At 40.2% G+C, this 17,495-nt stretch carries 14 protein-coding genes and 2 pseudogenes; 5 read left to right on the forward strand and 11 right to left on the reverse strand.

Going from position 1 to position 17,495, the window contains the following annotated elements; all coding sequences use genetic code 11:
* Positions 1 to 29 precede the first annotated feature (29 nt).
* From NMM25_RS06920 to NMM25_RS06930, 3 genes are all read right to left on the reverse strand, one after another.
* Complete coding sequence (locus tag NMM25_RS06920; RefSeq protein ID WP_254736371.1) at positions 30 to 599, reverse strand: NAD(P)H-dependent oxidoreductase; 570 nt, start codon at positions 597 to 599, stop codon at positions 30 to 32.
* Positions 596 to 1,192, reverse strand: a complete 597-nt coding sequence (locus tag NMM25_RS06925) for a TetR/AcrR family transcriptional regulator (RefSeq protein WP_254736372.1) — start codon at positions 1,190 to 1,192, stop codon at positions 596 to 598. Before NMM25_RS06925 ends, NMM25_RS06920 begins: the two co-directional genes overlap by 4 nt.
* A 155-nt stretch (positions 1,193 to 1,347) precedes the next feature.
* On the reverse strand, positions 1,348 to 2,676 hold the full coding sequence (locus tag NMM25_RS06930) for an MATE family efflux transporter (protein ID WP_254736373.1): 1,329 nt from the start codon (positions 2,674 to 2,676) through the stop codon (positions 1,348 to 1,350).
* A 128-nt stretch (positions 2,677 to 2,804) separates the two neighbouring features.
* Between NMM25_RS06930 and NMM25_RS06935 the strand changes: the two genes are divergently transcribed.
* The 5 genes and pseudogenes from NMM25_RS06935 to NMM25_RS06955 all read left to right on the forward strand — a co-directional run bounded on the left by NMM25_RS06935 (position 2,805) and on the right by NMM25_RS06955 (position 7,855).
* On the forward strand, positions 2,805 to 4,175 hold the full coding sequence (locus NMM25_RS06935; protein ID WP_254736374.1) for a PLP-dependent aminotransferase family protein: 1,371 nt from the start codon (positions 2,805 to 2,807) through the stop codon (positions 4,173 to 4,175).
* Between the two features lie 203 nt (positions 4,176 to 4,378).
* Positions 4,379 to 4,567 (forward strand): annotated as a pseudogene (locus NMM25_RS10575) (helix-turn-helix domain-containing protein); the annotation flags it as partial.
* 201 nt (positions 4,568 to 4,768) lie between these two features.
* Complete coding sequence (locus NMM25_RS06945) at positions 4,769 to 5,434, forward strand: CPBP family intramembrane glutamic endopeptidase (RefSeq protein ID WP_254736376.1); 666 nt, start codon at positions 4,769 to 4,771, stop codon at positions 5,432 to 5,434.
* 76 nt (positions 5,435 to 5,510) lie between these two features.
* Positions 5,511 to 6,116: a DUF998 domain-containing protein gene (locus NMM25_RS06950; protein ID WP_254736377.1), complete on the forward strand. Its 606-nt coding sequence runs from the start codon at positions 5,511 to 5,513 to the stop codon at positions 6,114 to 6,116.
* Positions 6,117 to 6,548: 432 nt separating this feature from the next.
* Positions 6,549 to 7,855: pseudogene (locus tag NMM25_RS06955) on the forward strand (transposase).
* Positions 7,856 to 7,923: 68 nt separating this feature from the next.
* Here NMM25_RS06955 and recA read toward each other — a convergent pair.
* From recA to rpoC, 8 genes are all read right to left on the reverse strand, one after another.
* Entirely contained in the window at positions 7,924 to 9,072 is a 1,149-nt protein-coding gene (gene recA / locus NMM25_RS06960; RefSeq protein WP_084868956.1) for a recombinase RecA, read from the reverse strand.
* 54 nt (positions 9,073 to 9,126) lie between these two features.
* Entirely contained in the window at positions 9,127 to 10,383 is a 1,257-nt protein-coding gene (locus tag NMM25_RS06965; RefSeq protein WP_084868955.1) for a competence/damage-inducible protein A, read from the reverse strand.
* A gap of 73 nt (positions 10,384 to 10,456) precedes the next feature.
* Positions 10,457 to 11,497, reverse strand: a complete 1,041-nt coding sequence (locus NMM25_RS06970; protein WP_254736378.1) for an LCP family protein — start codon at positions 11,495 to 11,497, stop codon at positions 10,457 to 10,459.
* Positions 11,498 to 11,501: 4 nt separating this feature from the next.
* Positions 11,502 to 12,023, reverse strand: coding sequence for a GNAT family N-acetyltransferase (locus NMM25_RS06975; protein WP_254725422.1), 522 nt, complete (start codon positions 12,021 to 12,023; stop codon positions 11,502 to 11,504).
* Positions 12,013 to 12,456 (reverse strand): tRNA (adenosine(37)-N6)-threonylcarbamoyltransferase complex ATPase subunit type 1 TsaE, encoded by a 444-nt coding sequence (gene tsaE, locus NMM25_RS06980; RefSeq protein WP_254736379.1) that lies wholly within the window; start codon positions 12,454 to 12,456, stop codon positions 12,013 to 12,015. Before tsaE ends, NMM25_RS06975 begins: the two co-directional genes overlap by 11 nt.
* An 85-nt stretch (positions 12,457 to 12,541) precedes the next feature.
* Positions 12,542 to 13,165, reverse strand: coding sequence for a hypothetical protein (locus tag NMM25_RS06985; RefSeq protein WP_084868951.1), 624 nt, complete (start codon positions 13,163 to 13,165; stop codon positions 12,542 to 12,544).
* A 136-nt stretch (positions 13,166 to 13,301) separates the two neighbouring features.
* Entirely contained in the window at positions 13,302 to 13,721 is a 420-nt protein-coding gene (ndk, locus tag NMM25_RS06990; protein ID WP_084868950.1) for a nucleoside-diphosphate kinase, read from the reverse strand.
* A 108-nt stretch (positions 13,722 to 13,829) separates the two neighbouring features.
* Positions 13,830 to 17,495: a DNA-directed RNA polymerase subunit beta' gene (gene rpoC, locus NMM25_RS06995; protein WP_254736380.1), complete on the reverse strand. Its 3,666-nt coding sequence runs from the start codon at positions 17,493 to 17,495 to the stop codon at positions 13,830 to 13,832.

Raw genomic sequence — 17,495 nt, forward strand, 5'->3', positions numbered from 1 at the left:
AAAGCCTGTTTTTATAATTTTATTGACATTTATCGAATGCAGCTGGCGATCTGAGCTATGTCTTCCAAAAATTGTTGGCGTTTATCATCAGAAATCTTTTCGACATCTGCTAATTGAGTCAATTTAACCGGTGCAACAGCACAAGTTTTTAAAATTTGATTTTTCAGGACTTTACCATAGTCCTGAGCAAAAGGTACTACAAAAGAAGGGGTGTTATGTGTTGTGATAATCCAAGCAGATTTCCCTTGTAAATGCCCTTCAAGACCGACTTTTTTATAAGAATAAGCAAAACCAGCTACAAAGACACGATCAATGAACCCTTTAAGTATGGCAGGCATGCCACTCCACCAAAGAGGGAAAATAAAGATTAGATGATCCGCCCAGGTAATCAAATCACGGTATTCTTTCATTTCAACAACTTTGTCCAAGTCACGCCGTTTATGACTTTCATCAAATCGTAATATCGGGTCAAATTGCTCATTGTATAAATCTAAGGTTTTAACAGAATGTTTGCTCGAAATGTTAGCTTGAACCTGCTTGAGAATCGCTCCGTTAAAACTTTGATGGGTTGGGTGAGTATAGATGATTAAAATATTCATGATCGTTCTCCTTTGATATAAATATCAAGCATATGCTCAATAGTAGTTTGAATCGCTTTGTTATCAAAATCATAACCAATGGGACTGTTCGCCAGAACGGCAAGACCTGAAATGAAACTCCAAAAGTGAAACAATATTTCAGCTTCACTATTGGTGAACTGTTCCTCTTTACGAAGCTTCAAAACAATACGCTTAAATTCTTCAAAACCTGGCAAATCTGAATCCAGCGAAATAGTATCCTGTGTGACCTTCATATATTTGAAAGGAAATTTAACAAAGAGAGCTTCAAAGAAATATGGATACTGTTTGGCAAAGGTGATGAAGTTAAAACCCATTTTAGTCAATTGATGACGAGCAGAAGCTTCCAAATCAATTTCCTGTTGCATTTCTTGATTGAGAAAAGTAGAGAGGCGTTTTAAAACCACTTTTAAATAATTTTCTTTGCTTTCAAAATGGCGGTAAGGAGTTCCGTGGGTCACACCACAAGATTTAGCGATAGTTCTCAGCGAAAGTTGTTCAATGCCATGTTTTTTGATTTCTTCCACTCCTGTCTGAATGAGTCTTTCTTTCAATTCAGCTGTGTTACGTTTCATAATCTCCTCCAAAAGTATACGTTGTCTATATCGTTAGTATACACTGTCTACATTGTTTTGTCAATTCTAAGAGTATAATAAAATCCCTTTTCATTGTAAAAAGAATAAAAAGGGATTAGAGATAGAAAAGCCATCATAGTTTATGCTTATTCATTCTACAGAGAATTTGTCCTTTTTAAAATATATCTATAATAAAATAGTCGCATCAGAAAGCCTGCCGTCCAGCCAAAAGGAGCGGCCATCCAAATGCCATTAAATCCTAGTGAGGTATGGGATAACAAGACGGCTAAAGGCACCTGAAGAATACAGAAAGTTGTGATAGAAGCAATCAAAGGAAGAAGAGATTTTCCATAACCTAATAATAAACCATTTAACACCTGCATCGCTCCAAAAATCAGATAAAAGCTTGATACAATACGCAAATACTGTTGACCAATTTGAATGACAGCTGCATCATGATTAAAAATGGAAATGAATGCTGGAGCAAAAACAAAAATCATAACAGAAATGCAGATTGATAAACTGATTGAAAATAATAAGGTACTTCTACCACCCTTGCTAATGCGCTCTCTTTTCCCAGCCCCTTCATTTTGAGCTGTAAAATTCATCAATGCCTGTCCGAGATTAACAGCAGGCATTTCTGCAAAAGAGTCAACCTTAGACGCTGCTGTATAGGCTGCAATAGCGCTTGTTCCAAAACTGTTGACAAGAAACTGAATCACCAGAAAGCCAAAACTAATGAAAACCTGCTGCAGCATAGCAGGAAGCCCAATAGATAACGATGAACGCAATTCTTTGCTGCTCCATTTTAAATCGGATAAATGAGGAAACAAGTCTGGATATTTTTGCTTCATGTACAATAAACAGACAAAGAAAGAAAAGTACTGAGCGATGACAGTAGCACCGGCGGCACCAGCAACACCACAATGAAAGCCAGCAATAAAAACTACATCTAAAAATGCATTCAGACAAACCGAACTAATTAAAATATAAGTTGGTGTCTTAGAATCTCCAATCCCTCTCAAACAATTCGCTAAAGTATTGTATGCAAAAAGCGGCACCAAGCCTAAAAAGATAATTTTTAAATAAACATCCGCATCAGCTAATAAAGATTGAGGTACATTTAATTGTCTTAGAAATATGCTCGAATAGAAAATCCCCAAAATTGTTAAAATAAAAGCTAGAATACTCGTGAAAATCAAGTTCGTATCAAGAATATCTTTCATCTTTTGGAAACGTTTTGCTCCATAAAGCTGGGAGATAAGTACACTGGCTCCAATGGAGATTCCTGTTGAAAGGGCAACTGTTAAGGCTACTACTTGAGCACTAGCACCAACAGCTGCCAATCCTTTTGTCCCCACAAGATTTCCGACAATGGCAGTGTCTGTCACATTATATAATTGCTCAAATAAATTTCCTAAGAGGATGGGAACAGAAAAATAGAGTATAGTTTTTAATTCATTTCCTTTAGTTAAGTCCGTCATTTATTTTCTCCTTTTAATCTGCTATAATAAGATTAAAACCATACAATTCGTACAATATCATTATAAATAAAAAATTGGCTCTTATTATCCAAAAAATTGTCGGCAAGATAATTTTATAAGGAGAGAATATGTCTGTTAATTCATTTGAACATTATCCCATGACGTGGAAACCTAATAAGAAACTGTTAAAAGCCCCTCTGTACCTTACACTGGCAGAGTTGCTAGAGCAAGATATTGTCAGTGGCCGGCTGGCAGCTGAAACCAAATTGCCGCCACAGCGTGAGTTAGCAGACTTTTTAGATATTAATCTCAGCACTATTACACGAGCTTTTAAACTATGCGAACAAAAAGGAATCATTTATGCTGTTATTGGTAAGGGAACGTTTGTGTCGCCAAATAAAGCAACTCCTTTAGGGACGCTTGAAAAGAATCAGTCACTAATTCCACTCGGTAATCTGAGACCTTACTATCAACTGAACACTATTGCATCAGATACCGTTAGGCGATTGCTGCAGAGCCCTTCTATTGATAGACTCTTTCGCTTTGATACGGTTAATGATACCGACTGGCACACAAGAATTGCCCAGTATTGGCTGAAAAATTTTTCTCTCAGTACTTCTCAAGAGAATATCTTTCTAACCTCCGGCACTCAAAACGCACTTGTTTTACTTTTTCTAACGGTATTTCAGGCTGGTGATAAGATTGCCACAGATACCTTTACCTATACCAATTTCATCTCCCTAGCCCGTCAGTTTCGGATTGAATTGATTCCCATCATATCTGATACTAAAGGCATTCTTCCTGAAGATTTGGAGAAAAAGTGCCAACAGCATCAGATTAAGGGAATTTACCTAGTGCCAACAAACAATAATCCAACTGGTGCTACCTTAACCGCACAGCGCCGAAAAACTTTAGCTGATATCATCATAAAACATCAGCTTTTGTTAATTGAAGATGATACCTATGCCTTTATCAATAAGCAACAGCTGCCTCCATTAGCCAGCCTGATTCCTGACTGTACCTTTTATATTCATGGGCTTTCAAAAGCGTTATTTCCTGGCTTGCGAATCGCCTATATGGTCGTGCCTGATCGATTTATCAAAAAGATTTCACTTACAGCTAACAATATCAATACTCATATATCTTTGTTAAATGCTGAAATTACCAGTGAACTCATTTCAAGTGGACAAGCCCAAGAAATTATCCAGCAAAAAAACCGATTGTCAGAAGAACGCAATCGTCTTTACCGTCAGTTCTTCCCTGAAGTTACTTCTGAGAATCCTTTTGCTTTATTTCAATGGCTGCCATTACCAAAGGAATGGAAAGGATATGAAGTTGAAACTCTTGCCCGGCAGCATGGTGTAGAAATTCTTTGTGCAGAACGGTTTTTTGTCGGCGGTGTCATAGAGCAGTCAGCCTTGCGAGTATCCATCTGTTCGCCAGAAAATATGGCAGAATTAGAAAGAGGACTAAATATCCTTACGAATTTATTAAGATGATAAGAAGTACGAATTATATTAAAAATGATAATATTTTACTCTTAAGAGAAAATTGAGAAAAAAATAACATAAAACGGATTAATCGGTTAAAAGTTGTACAATAGGGCCTGTCAAAGAATTTTGACTTAGCTCCCCTCTAAATGTTAAAGAATTTAACCTAGACCAAAAAGGAGAAAAACGATATGATGATGATGAAAAGAGAAATGCTTGGAAAGCAGTTAAGAAGAAGCAGAGAAGTATTTGGCTATAGTCAGATTCAAGTAGCTAATTTGCTTGGTGTCTCCCGGCAAACAGTTTCTAACTGGGAAAATGACAAAACGATTCCAGATGGCATCAGTCTAATACAGTTAGCAGATATTTATCATATTTCTTTAGATGAATTATGCGGTCGGACAGTTTTGCTAAAATCGACATCTCATTCGGTTAGTAAGGTGGAAATCGGGCAAATGCTTGGCTTAGTTGGTGTATTCCTATGCTGCTCGCTCGTTAGTCTGACAAATATCCTATTTTTTAGTTTCCTTTTTCTCTGCTTCTTAATCTTTTTCATCTATTCTCATTTTCAAAAATACAATCATTAATATTGGAGGTCAGAAATGACGAAAGAAACAAGAGAATTAGCCTTAATTGCGGGTATTTATTTTCTTCTTTTTGTAATTCCGCATTTTATACATTTTTCATATGGAAATCAGTCACTTAGGATGATTATCCCGCTGCTGGCTTATATTTTCCTAGCTTTATTTGGACTCTATGTGTTGCGCTATCGGTTAAAGGAAAATTTGTTGTGGATAAAACAGCATAAGCTGAAAAGTTTGGGGATTACACTGCTTGTTTTTTTAGCGATGACCCTCTTTACGATAGCAGGCAGTTTTTTAGCTCAGTTAGGCTATTCATTTTTTAACATTGACCAGGCAAACTTAACTAACGATACCAATATTGGATCGGCAATGAATTTATTTCCTGTACCTCTGCTAATCTTGGTTTTAGGTGTCTTAGGACCTTTTGTTGAAGAAATTATCTATCGCTATATTTTGCTAAATTTTTTAAAAAAATATTGCTCTGCGGGAGTGGCGATTTTTTTATCCAGTCTTTGTTTTGCCATGATTCATGTCAATCATTTTACAGCCAATGAATTGTTAGGCGTTTTACCTCATTTTATGTCAGGTCTTGTCTTTGCTTATACTTATCACAAAACAGATAATCTCCTTTTTTCATCTGCTGTGCATATCAGCAATAATACCAGTATATTTTTGCTGATATAAAGACGAGACTATACTAAACCGAGGTTGTTTCATCTGCTTTGAATTCTATATTTATTAAGGAAGAAGGTTCTTTTATATGTTGACCAGCTGTTTTAGTTTTTTAGTCATCCTTTGTATTTTAGTCTATTTCTATTTAATGTTAGACTTGCATTTAAAAAATAAAGGCATCTACAGTCCTATCAGACATGCTGTCAGTGACTACGGTGTAGGGGAGTATAAATATCTTTTTAACTGGGCAGGAATTGTCAGTACATTCCGTAATATTTTCTTGATAGGTGCTCTTATCTGTTGGAACTATGAGACTGCCTTTAAAGAAAAAGCTATTTGGTTATTGGTACTGGCCTTGGTGGGCTATTTCGGAATTATGGTTTTTCCAACAGATATTGAAGGAAGCCGCAAAACAATCAGCGGCCGCTTGCACTTGCTATTTGCTATTTTACAGTTTACCGTCTTGGCCATTTTTCTTTTTCAATTGACCGATGTAATGAGTGCATTAGTACCTTCGTTAGCTGTTTTCTTCTTGGCAATAGAATGGCTGATAAAGATTGGTTTATATGGATTGGTCGCCGCACTTATTTTACCTTTTTTAAAACCCTTCTTTGGGTTATTAGAACGCATTTTTCTGTACGCAAGCAATATTTATATTCTGATTTTTTGTATAATACTATTTCAACAAAAATAGATTATGGGTTTCGTTATAGCCGTTTAGTGTATCTTTTATTATATATGGGATTCTTAATAAAGAATTGCTTGACTTGTACGATAAGATAATAAAGCGAAAAGGGGATTTAAATAGGTTGCTTACTACAATTTGAGATACTTTTACAACTAACTATAAGTGTGCTTGCTAATTGAGATACAAATCATTTATTAGAAAGAGAAAACTATGCTGAATGAACAAGATACTTATGTTCCGACGGGTATTTCTCCAAAAGAGACAGGCTTTGGTTATACTATGTCAGTAATTGGCAGGAAATATAAACGGCAATTCTACATATTTTACTAGAAAATCTTATGAGTTTTTATTGTGCACTTATATTGTATATTCAAGGTAGAAAAAAGCCCCATATGACCTATAATGAAAAGCGACCAAACCATCATTAGAAAGAATCATATGGAACCATCACATTTTATCACAAAATTACTAGACATTAAAGACCCTAATATCCAAATTATGGATGTCATTAATAAGGATACTCACAAGGAAATCATCGCTAAACTGGACTACGACGCCCCATCTTGCCCTTATTGCGAAAGTCAAATTAAGAAATATGACTTCCAAAAATCGTCTAAAATTCCTTACCTTGAAACGACTGGTATGCCTACTAGAATTCTCCTTAAAAAGCGTCGTTTCAAGTGCTATCATTGTTCGAAAATGATAGTCTCTGAGACTTCCCTCGTCAAGAAAGATCATCAAATCCCTCGTATGATCAATCAAAAGATTGCTCAAAAGTTGATTGAAAAGACTTCTATGACCGATATTGCTCATCAGCTGTCTATTCAACTTCAACTGTTATTCACAAGCTTAATGACTTCCGTTTTAATCATGATTTTTCTTGTCTGCCAGAGATTATGTCTTGGGACGAGTATGCATTCACTAAAGGAAAGATGAGCTTTATTGCTCAGGATTTTGAAAAGCTCAATATCATCACTGTCCTTGAAGGCAGGACACAAACTATCATCCGAAATTACTTTCTGCGCTACGAGCGAGCTGTTCGTTGTCAGGTGAAAATCATTACGATGAATATGTTTAGTCCCTACTATGGACTTGGCTAAACAGCTTCGCTTTCGAATTTCTAGTCTTAGGCTGAAACAGTCTCCCAGACTGTTTCACTCCCAAACGCTAAAATCGTTCTAGATCGTTTTCACATTGTCCAACACTTAAGCCGTGTTATGAGTCGTTTGCGTATCCAAATCATGAATCAATTTGAACGAAAATCCCATGAATATAAGGCTATCAAACGTTACTGGAAGCTCATTCAACAAGATAGTCGTAAACTGAGTGATAAGCGATTTTATCGCCCTACTTTTCGTATGCACTTGACGAATAAAGAAATTCTAAACAAGCTTTTGAGTTATTCAGAAGACTTGAAACACCACTATAAGCTCTACCAGCTCTTGCTTTTTCACTTTCAGAACAAAGACCCTGAGAAATTTTTCGGACTCATTGAAGACAATCTAAAGCAAGTTCATCCTCTTTTTCAGACTGTCTTTAAAACCTTCCTCAAGGACAAAGAAAAGATTGTCAACGCCCTTCAACTACCCTATTCCAACGCAAAATTGGAAGCGACTAATAATCTCATTAAACTCATCAAGCGAAATGCCTTTAGATTTTGGAACTTTGAAAACTTCAAAAAACGGATTTTCATCGCTCTCAACATCAAAAAAGAAAGGACGAAATTCGTCCTTTCTCGATCTTAGCTTTTTTTCAACTCACTACAGTTGACAAAGAGCCTTTATAATTTTGAAAGCTTTCCCTAGTTTTATCTTTAATCTTCAATTTCGATTTCAAGTCCATCGCCTAGGTCAAGCGTCACTTCTTGGTTAGGTGCCAAATCTTCTGCGACAGAGGTAGGAGTGGTTCCCTCTTCATCTTCAATCAAACCGTATTGAACACGAACCTGATGGTCAATCTCATCAAAAATCTCTGGGTGATCTGCCAAATATTTCTTAGCATTTTCAGATCCTTGTCCGATTTTTTCACCCTTGTAAGAGTACCATGCTCCCGCTTTTTGGATAATATCGAGATCACTTGCGATCTTCAAGAGCTCACCAGTCTTAGAAATCCCTTCTCCGTACATGATTTCAACGAAAGCTTCCTTAAACGGTGGAGCTACCTTATTTTTCACGACCTTGATCTTGGTTTCCTTACCGACATTGGTATCTTTTTGGTCACCAGTTCCTTTGATTTGTGTGCTTCCACGAACATCCAAACGGACCGAAGCGTAGAATTTCAGAGCACGTCCACCAGGTGTTGTTTCTGGATTTCCAAACATAACCCCAACCTTTTCACGCAACTGGTTGATAAAGATGGCAATTGTTTTGGTTTTATTGATCGAAGCACCAAGTTTACGCATGGCCTGGCTCATCATACGAGCTTGCAAACCAACGTGGCTGTCTCCAATATCTCCATCAATTTCTGCACGAGGTACAAGGGCTGCAACTGAGTCAATAACGACGAGGTCAACTGCACCTGAGTCAATCAATTTTCCAGCAATTTCAAGACCTTGCTCTCCTGAGTCTGGTTGTGACAAGAGCAATTCGTCAATATTCACACCAAGGGCTGCAGCATAGGCTGGGTCAAGAGCATGTTCCGCATCGATAAAGGCTGCAATACCACCTTCTTTCTGTGCTTGCGCAACAGCGTGAAGGGCAACCGTTGTCTTACCAGATGATTCTGGTCCGTAGATTTCGATGATGCGTCCTTTAGGATAACCACCTGAACCAAGAGCAATGTCAAGAGCCAACGACCCTGAACTCATGACTTGCACTTTTTGCTCCGCGCGCTCGCCTAAACGCATGATTGAGCCTTTACCGAAGTCTTTTTCAATCAGTTTAAGAGCATCGTTCAAGGCTTTTTCACGATCCGCTCCAAACTTTTTTGAAATCTCATCTAATTTTTTTGGTTTTTTCGCCATTCTGTTCTCCTATATTCTACTGGTTCTTAGACCTATCTACTATTATATCAAAATTTAGTCACTTAATAAAGCCTTGCGAACTAGGTTAAAGGCATGCATAACCGCGATGTGACGTACATCTGCTCGACTCCGTCCTGCGATATTAGCCTTGATCACCTCTGTCCCTTTCGCATGTGCCAGTCCAATAAAAACTGTGCCGGCTGGATGCCCCTCTAGGCTATCTGGACCTGCCACACCTGTCAGACTGACTCCATAATCAGACTGAGTCTTGAGTCGTGCCTGCTCTGCCATTTTTCGAGCCGTAAACTCAGAAACGACCCCGTGTTCTTTTAGCTCTTGATCGGAAATATCCAGCATCTTAGACTTTTCTTCTAAACTGTAAGTGACAAAACCGCCATTAAAGATAGCTGAAACACCTGAAAAGTCTGCTAAAGTAGCTTGAAAGAGACCTGCCGTCAAGCTTTCTGCCGCAGTAATGCTTTTCTGTCTCTTCTTTAGCCCTTCTACTACGACACTTGCGAGGCTGGTCTCCTCCCCATATCCATAACAGATGTCTCGTAGAGAATTCCCCTCGAAAGTTTGTCGATCCAAGATTTGATTTTCTAGGATGTCCAGTGCTTGATCAGCCTTCTCTTGACTGACTGCTTTTGTAGACAAGCGCAAGGTCACTTCTCCCGTTTTGGCATACGGTGCCAAAGTCGGATCGGTTTGATGATCAATCAAATCCGCCAAAATGGTCACCAACTGACTTTCGCCAATTCCAAAGAAACGAAGAACTCGGGAATATAGTTTGGTGCCTGTCATCAGCTTGGGTAAGAGCTGGTTTAAGACCATGGGTTTCAATTCACTTGGTGGACCAGGAAGAACGACGTAGGTCACTCCATCCACTTCCGACACCCCTCCTACTGCTAAACCTGTCTCATTTGGCAGCGGAGTTGCCCCTTCTACAATTTGGGCTTGGCGCTCATTATTCGGTGTCCGAGCATAGTCAGGTCTTTGAGCAAAAAAGATATCTAGTTTTTCCTGGGCTTGAGGATCAAACACTAGATCTTTTCCCAAAAATTTAGCCAGAGTTTGTTTGGTCAAATCATCCTCAGTTGGTCCCAAGCCCCCTGTCAAAATCACAAGATTACTACGTTGACTCGCAATCTCCAGCAAGGACAAAAGACGAGCTTCATTGTCTCCGACAGCTGTTTGGAAGTAGACATCTACCCCGATTTCGGCTAGCTTCTCTGATAAAAACTGAGCATTGGTATTGACGATCTGCCCTGTTAAAATTTCTGTTCCGACAGCAATAATTTCTGCTTTCATTTTTCCTCCTACTTATCTATTCGAATTTTTTTGAAAAAATCGCAGGAAATTTCCCACGATTCGATTCTTTGTTTTATTCTACCTCTTCGTTTGAAACACTAGTACTGGTTGAAGGCGCTGTCCGGCCAAAGGCTGTTTCGTACAGAACAGCATTGGTTTCTAATTCCGTCACTGGCTCTTTACCTAGTGAACTACGCAAGAGATTTTGCATTTCGAGCATATGTTCTGAAGTGACAATCTGATAAGAAATTCCCTGTAGTTCAGCATCTTCTCCACGCAATTGATGCGTTTCGATATTCTTGAAAGAATCTTGATAGCCGAGCAATTGTGGAATGCTCTTAGCTGATAAATCCACATTGGTCTGCATGTTGTCACTCAAAGCTTTGAGAATGCCTTGATAATGACTCACACTGTTCAGACTCAAAACCTTCTCTACGATTTTTTGAATGACTTCACGTTGACGTTTTTGACGACCATAGTCTCCTTCAGGGTCTTGGTAACGCATCCGTGAATACACCAAGGCTTCCTCCCCATTCAAGGTTTGTTCTCCAACACCGATGGAAATCTTATTGAACTCTTCTTGGTCAGCAATCGAAATTGGGAAACCGAGTGTATTGTTGACAGTGATCCCACCAACTGCATCCACCAATTGTTGAAGCCCCTGCATGTTAACCATCACATAGCGGTCAATGTGGATATTCATCATCTTTTGAATAGTAGAAATTGCAAGTTCTGCACCACCATTAGCATAGGCCGCATTGAGTTTGGCTTCCTGAACTTGACCGTTTCCAGTCTCAATCTTGGTCAAAATATCCCGTTCCAAACTCATCATTGTGGTTTTCTTTGTTTTGGGATTAACCGTCAGGAGAATCATGGAATCACTATTACCCGCCCACGGGTCTGTACGTTCCACGTTTCCCGTATCTACCCCCATCAAGAGGATAGTCAGTGGCTCCGTCGCTTCGATAACGTTGGTTTCTTCCCCGATTTTTTTGTAAGTCTTTTTACTTAGGGTTTCTGTTCCCTGTTGGTAGATGGTATAGCCATAAACCGCTACACCTAAAACTGTTACTGCTAGGAAACCTAGCACCATTCCAATTAATTTTTTAATCATCTCGTTATTCATTTATCAGCTTGCCCATAAGACAAACATCTAAAAATATCCCTTCTGCTAAATAGGCTCCTCTTTCTTGTAAGCCTTCTGTGATAAATCCCATTTTTGAGTAGAGGTGGATCGCAGCCTCGTTTCGTTTTTGTACACTAAGTTGCAAACGGCGCAAGACACCACTGGCTTTAGCCCACTCGATGCCTTCTTCTAGAAGTATAGTCGCCAAGCCTTGGTTCCAGAATTTCTTTCGAACTGCTAGAAAAACATCACCGATATGTTGAACTCTTAAATGTTGGTCCGCTGTGATATTCAAAACACCTGCAATCTCATCATTCAGCAAGGCGAGGAGAGTAATTTGATTCTCTGATGCAGCTTGTTTTTCGATAAAAAGAGCCATTTCAGAAGCTGTCATCATAATACCATTTTCATCCAAGCTGGTAAAATCTGTCTCTTGACCGACACAATCTAAAAATGCAATTAAGGCTGTAGCATCTGAAATCTCTGCCTCACGAATACACAACTCATACTCCATCTTGAAGCTCCTTGATGAGTTGTTCAGCCCGAGAGCCATGAGCCGTAAAATGAAGACAACGACCCTCAGCTTCTTTCAAAATTTCCAACTCCAAGTAAGAATCTGGTAAAGCCTCGCCCAAAAGATGCCCCCACTCAATAACAGTCACACCACCACCAAAGAGAAACTCATCCAAGTCAATAGAATCAGCATCACCTTCGATACGGTAGACATCCAAGTGGTAAAGTGGCAAACGCCCTTCGTACTCTCTGACAATGGTATAGGTTGGACTTTTAATCATCTGACGGATATCCAAGCCCTTGGCAAGGCCCTTTGTAAAGGTTGTTTTACCCGCACCCAACTCTCCAGTCAAGATCAGAACATCGTCTTTTTGAAGCAAATGACCTAATCTTTCTCCGAGAGCTAGAAGCTCTTCTTCATTTTTTGTGTACATGTTACTATTATACCAAAAAGTTTCCTTTTGTGTGAATTTTCTTTATAGACTTACTATGCTAAATTTACAGTTCTCCTTGCCTTTCTTAGAAAAAAGTAAAAATACAAATAACAAATAAAACATCCCGAATCACATGTCCGTAAAATGAAATTTCCCTTTGCACGGATTTTGGAAAGAGGAAACGCGCACATAAAAAACCAAGACTGATATAAAGGAGAATGGAGGAGATTGTTACGGGATTTCTTAAGAAAATAATCGTGCCTAAAACGGAAATCACAACCGTTCTCTTCTTATTGAGATGGTTGTCCATATCCCGAATATATTTATCAAAAGGTAAGAAAATCCATAGATCTACTCCTAGCAAGAAAAAGAAGGAGGGTAAAAAGAGGTCAACCAGTTCCTGCTGCAATTTGCTAGTAGTTTGGATGCTTTCTGTGAGAACCAGACAGGTTGCCAGAAGATTGACTACTAAAAGAAGGCTATAAACAAGACTTACTTTCTTTTGAACACGCAAAATACTATGACTTTTCTGACCCAGGGTATGGAAGTAATTAATCCCAGCACAAAAGCCTGAAACTCCCACTATGAGAATTAAAAAATAGACATTTCCTTCTCTTAAGGATAAAAATGATTCCTTCCACAATAAACAACTTCCAAATAAAATTTGAGCGACAGCTAATAATAATAAAACACGAATTGATTTCATCATTTCCTTTTCTTCCTCCGTATAAGAAATTATACTCTGACAGGATTAGAAAATGATAAATGACTTCCAAAATGTCACATTAGGACGCTGAACGGTACAAAAAACAGTCCCGTCATTCACAGAACTGTTCTCTTCTAATCTAATCCCTAAACCAGAGAGCGATTTCTCGTTTAGCTGACTCTTCTGAATCTGATCCGTGTACCACGTTTTGAATGGCTTGATTTTCTCCTGCCGCCTTAGCAAAATCTCCCCGGATGGTTCCTGGTAGTGCCTCTTCTGGACGAGTGGCACCCATCATGTCACGCCAGCTTTCAATTACCTTGGGACCTGAAATGATTCCAACAATTATTGGGCCTGAGGTCATAAATTGACGGATAGGAGGATAAAAACTTTTTTCAACTAAGTCGCGATAGTGTTGGTCAATCAAAGCTTCTGAAACTGCTGAACGTAACTCTAATTTTTCGAGTTTGAAACCACGTCGCTCAATTCTTTTCAAAACCTCGCCAACTAGACCTCTCTTCACACCATCTGGCTTAATGATAAAGAATGTTTGTTCCATATAAATCCCCTTGTCACTTTAGTTCTTCTATTCTACCACACTTTATGAAAAAGTGGGAAAATTTTCTGAAACAAAGCAAAGAGAACCCGAAGGTTCTCTTATTTACTTTTATTCTATAGTTTCTTCAGATTGGATTTCCACAGTTTCATCTACTGGAGCAAGTTCTGTATCTTCTTGTTCAGGAGTCAGATATTCTGCGTCATTGATTGCCTGTGGTTCAAGGTTACGGTAGCGAGCCATACCAGTACCTGCTGGGATGATCTTACCAATAATAACATTTTCCTTGAGTCCAAGGAGATGGTCTTTCTTACCACGGATGGCCGCATCTGTAAGGACACGAGTTGTTTCCTGGAAGGAAGCCGCTGACAAGAAACTGTTTGTTTCAAGTGAGGCTTTGGTAATTCCCATAAGAACTGGGCGACCAGTCGCTGGAACCCCACCTGCGATAAGGACATCTTTATTAGCATCTGTAAAATCGTTAATGTCTAAAAGGGTACCCATGAGAAGATCTGTATCACCTGGATCCATGACACGGACTTTACGGATCATTTGACGAACCATAACCTCGATGTGTTTGTCACCGATTTCTACCCCTTGACTACGGTAAACTTTTTGGACTTCACCAAGAAGGTAAGTTTCAACTGACAAGACATCACGAACAGCAAGGAGATGTTTTGGTTGGATAGAACCCTCTGTCAATGCTGCACCACGAGAAACTTGGTCTCCAACTTCAACACGCATACGTGCTGTAAATGGAACGACATATTCTCCTTCGCCAGTTTCACCCTTAACAAAGACTTTCTTCGTACGAGTTGACGCGTCTTCTTCAATGGCGGTAACTTGTCCCTTGACCTCTGTGATGACCGCTTCCCCTTTTGGATTGCGGGCTTCAAAGATTTCTTGGACACGAGGAAGACCCTGAGTGATATCGGTATTTGAGGCAACCCCACCCGTGTGGAAGGTACGCATTGTAAGTTGTGTACCAGGTTCCCCGATAGATTGGGCAGCGATTGTACCAACTGCTTCACCAACTTCAACCGCATCACCAGTCGCCAAGTTGATACCGTAACAGTGACGGCAGACACCATGACGAGTGTTACATGTAAATACGGAACGGATAGTCACTTCTTCCACACCAGCATTGACAATCTCGCGCGCCTTGTCTTCTGTAATCAACTCATTTGGACCAATGATGACTTCGCCAGTTTCTGGGTGTTTAACAGTTTTCTTAGTGTAACGACCATTGAGACGTTCTTCGAGAGACTCGATCATCTCTTTTCCTTCTGCGATAGAGCGGATCAAGAGACCACGGTCTGTTCCACAGTCGTCCTCACGGATGATAACGTCTTGGGCGACGTCAACCAAACGACGAGTCAAGTAACCTGAGTCGGCTGTCTTAAGGGCCGTATCGGTCATACCTTTACGAGCACCGTGAGTTGAGAAGAACATTTCGAGTACTGACAAACCTTCGCGGAAGTTTGAAAGGATTGGCAATTCCATGATACGTCCGTTCGGAGCGGCCATCAGACCACGCATACCGGCAAGTTGTGAGAAGTTCGAGATGTTACCACGGGCTCCTGAGTCCATCATCATAACGATTGGGTTCTTCGGATCTTGATTATCGACCAAGCGTTTTTCCAATTTCTCACGAGCTGCACGCCATTCAGCTGTAACGGCATTGTAACGTTCATCATCAGTAATCAAACCACGACGGAACTGTTTTGTGATTTGTTCTACACGCTTATGAGATTCTTCGATGATTTCAGCCTTGTCTTCAACCACTGGGATATCAGCAATCCCCACTGTCAATCCAGCAAGTGTTGAATGATGGTAACCTAAGTCTTTCAATCGGTCCAAGAATGCAGAGGTTTCTGTTGTACGGAAACGTTTGAAAATCTCAGCGATGATATTTCCAAGGTTTTTCTTCTTGAATGGAGGATTGAGTTCAAGATTGCGAATGGCTTCCTTGATATCGCCACCTAGTGGTAAGAAGTATTTAGCTGGAAGCCCTTCTGTCAAGTTTGCATTATTTGGTTCTTGCAAGTAAGGTAGACCCTCTGGCATGATATCGTTGAAGAGGATTTTACCAACTGTTGTAAGCAAGACCTTGTGTTTTTGCTCTTCAGTCCATGGTTTGTTAAGGCTATCTGTCGCGATACCAACACGTGAGTGGAGGTGAACATAACCATTGCGATAAGCCATGACAGCTTCGTCACGATCCTTGAAGACCATTCCTTCACCTTCACGGCCAGCTTCTTCCATGGTCAAGTAGTAGTTACCCAAAACCATATCCTGAGATGGAGTAACAACTGGTTTACCATCTTTCGGATTCAAGATGTGCTCTGCAGCGAGCATCAAGATACGAGCTTCTGCTTGGGCTTCTTCTGAAAGCGGTACGTGGATGGCCATTTGGTCCCCGTCAAAGTCGGCATTGTAGGCTTCACAGACAAGCGGGTGCAAGCGAAGGGCCTTACCATCAATCAAGACTGGCTCGAAGGCTTGGATACCCAAACGGTGAAGGGTCGGTGCGCGGTTCAAAAGCACTGGGTGTTCTTTGATGACTTCTTCGAGGATGTCCCAGATACGTTCATCTCCGCGTTCCACCAAGCGTTTAGCCGCTTTCACGTTTTGCACGATGTCACGAGCTACGATTTCACGCATAACGAATGGTTTAAAGAGCTCGATTGCCATTTCACGTGGCACACCACATTGGTACATCTTAAGAGTTGGACCAACGGCAATAACAGAACGTCCTGAGAAGTCAACACGTTTACCGAGCAAGTTTTGACGGAAGCGTCCTTGTTTTCCTTTAAGCATGTGGCTCAATGATTTGAGTGGACGGCTACCTGGTCCTGTGATCGGACGACCACGACGACCGTTGTCAATCAAAGCGTCAACCGCTTCTTGAAGCATACGCTTCTCATTTTGAACGATAATACCTGGTGCATTCAACTCAAGCAAACGAGCCAAACGGTTGTTACGGTTGATAACACGGCGGTAAAGGTCGTTCAAGTCAGATGAGGCAAAACGGCCACCATCCAACTGCAACATTGGACGGAGATCTGGTGGAATAACTGGGAGGATGTTAAGAACCATCCATTCAGGTTTGTTTCCAGACTTGTAAAAGGCATCCAAAACATCCAAACGGCGGATAGCTTTGACACGTTTTTGTCCAGTAGCTGTTTTCAACTCTTCTTTGAGTTCAGTAATTTCTTTTTCAAGATCTACTTGTTTCAACAGGTCTTGGATGGCTTCGGCACCCATTTTGGCAACGAATGATCCATAGCCATACTCACGCAAGCGCTCACGGTATTCGCGCTCTGTCATGATAGACTTGTGCTCAAGTGGTGTATCCTTAGGATCAATCACCACATAAGCCGCAAAGTAGATAACTTCCTCGAGGGCACGAGGGCTCATATCAAGGGTCAAGCCCATACGGCTTGGAATCCCCTTGAAATACCAGATGTGAGATACAGGAGCTTTCAACTCGATGTGCCCCATACGCTCACGACGAACTTTCGTACGCGTTACTTCAACCCCACAGCGGTCACAAACAATCCCTCTGTAACGAATGCGTTTGTACTTCCCACAAGCACATTCCCAATCTTTTGTAGGACCAAAGATGACTTCGTCAAAGAGTCCTTCACGTTCTGGTTTCAACGTACGGTAATTGATTGTTTCAGGTTTTTTGACTTCTCCATAAGACCATGAACGGACTTTGCTTGGAGAAGCTAGGGTGATTTGCATACTTTTAAAACGATTTACATCAACCAC

The organism is Streptococcus sp. CF10-1, assembly GCF_024295825.1.
Classification (GTDB): Bacteria; Bacillota; Bacilli; order Lactobacillales; family Streptococcaceae; genus Streptococcus.

What these genes read in the sequence shown, in the direction of transcription:
- NMM25_RS06935 (WP_254736374.1), top strand. Translation starts at nt 2,805, where the DNA reads ATGTCTGTTAATTCATTTGAACATTATCCCATGACGTGGAAACCTAAT.
- NMM25_RS06925 (WP_254736372.1), bottom strand. Translation starts at nt 1,192, where the DNA reads ATGAAACGTAACACAGCTGAATTGAAAGAAAGACTCATTCAGACAGGA.
- NMM25_RS06965 (WP_084868955.1), bottom strand. Translation starts at nt 10,383, where the DNA reads ATGAAAGCAGAAATTATTGCTGTCGGAACAGAAATTTTAACAGGGCAG.
- ndk (WP_084868950.1), bottom strand. Translation starts at nt 13,721, where the DNA reads ATGGAACAAACATTCTTTATCATTAAGCCAGATGGTGTGAAGAGAGGT.
- NMM25_RS06970 (WP_254736378.1), bottom strand. Translation starts at nt 11,497, where the DNA reads ATGATTAAAAAATTAATTGGAATGGTGCTAGGTTTCCTAGCAGTAACA.
- NMM25_RS06950 (WP_254736377.1), top strand. Translation starts at nt 5,511, where the DNA reads ATGTTGACCAGCTGTTTTAGTTTTTTAGTCATCCTTTGTATTTTAGTC.
- NMM25_RS06985 (WP_084868951.1), bottom strand. Translation starts at nt 13,165, where the DNA reads ATGATGAAATCAATTCGTGTTTTATTATTATTAGCTGTCGCTCAAATT.
- recA (WP_084868956.1), bottom strand. Translation starts at nt 9,072, where the DNA reads ATGGCGAAAAAACCAAAAAAATTAGATGAGATTTCAAAAAAGTTTGGA.
- NMM25_RS06930 (WP_254736373.1), bottom strand. Translation starts at nt 2,676, where the DNA reads ATGACGGACTTAACTAAAGGAAATGAATTAAAAACTATACTCTATTTT.
- NMM25_RS06975 (WP_254725422.1), bottom strand. Translation starts at nt 12,023, where the DNA reads ATGGAGTATGAGTTGTGTATTCGTGAGGCAGAGATTTCAGATGCTACA.
- tsaE (WP_254736379.1), bottom strand. Translation starts at nt 12,456, where the DNA reads ATGTACACAAAAAATGAAGAAGAGCTTCTAGCTCTCGGAGAAAGATTA.
- NMM25_RS06945 (WP_254736376.1), top strand. Translation starts at nt 4,769, where the DNA reads ATGACGAAAGAAACAAGAGAATTAGCCTTAATTGCGGGTATTTATTTT.
- NMM25_RS06920 (WP_254736371.1), bottom strand. Translation starts at nt 599, where the DNA reads ATGAATATTTTAATCATCTATACTCACCCAACCCATCAAAGTTTTAAC.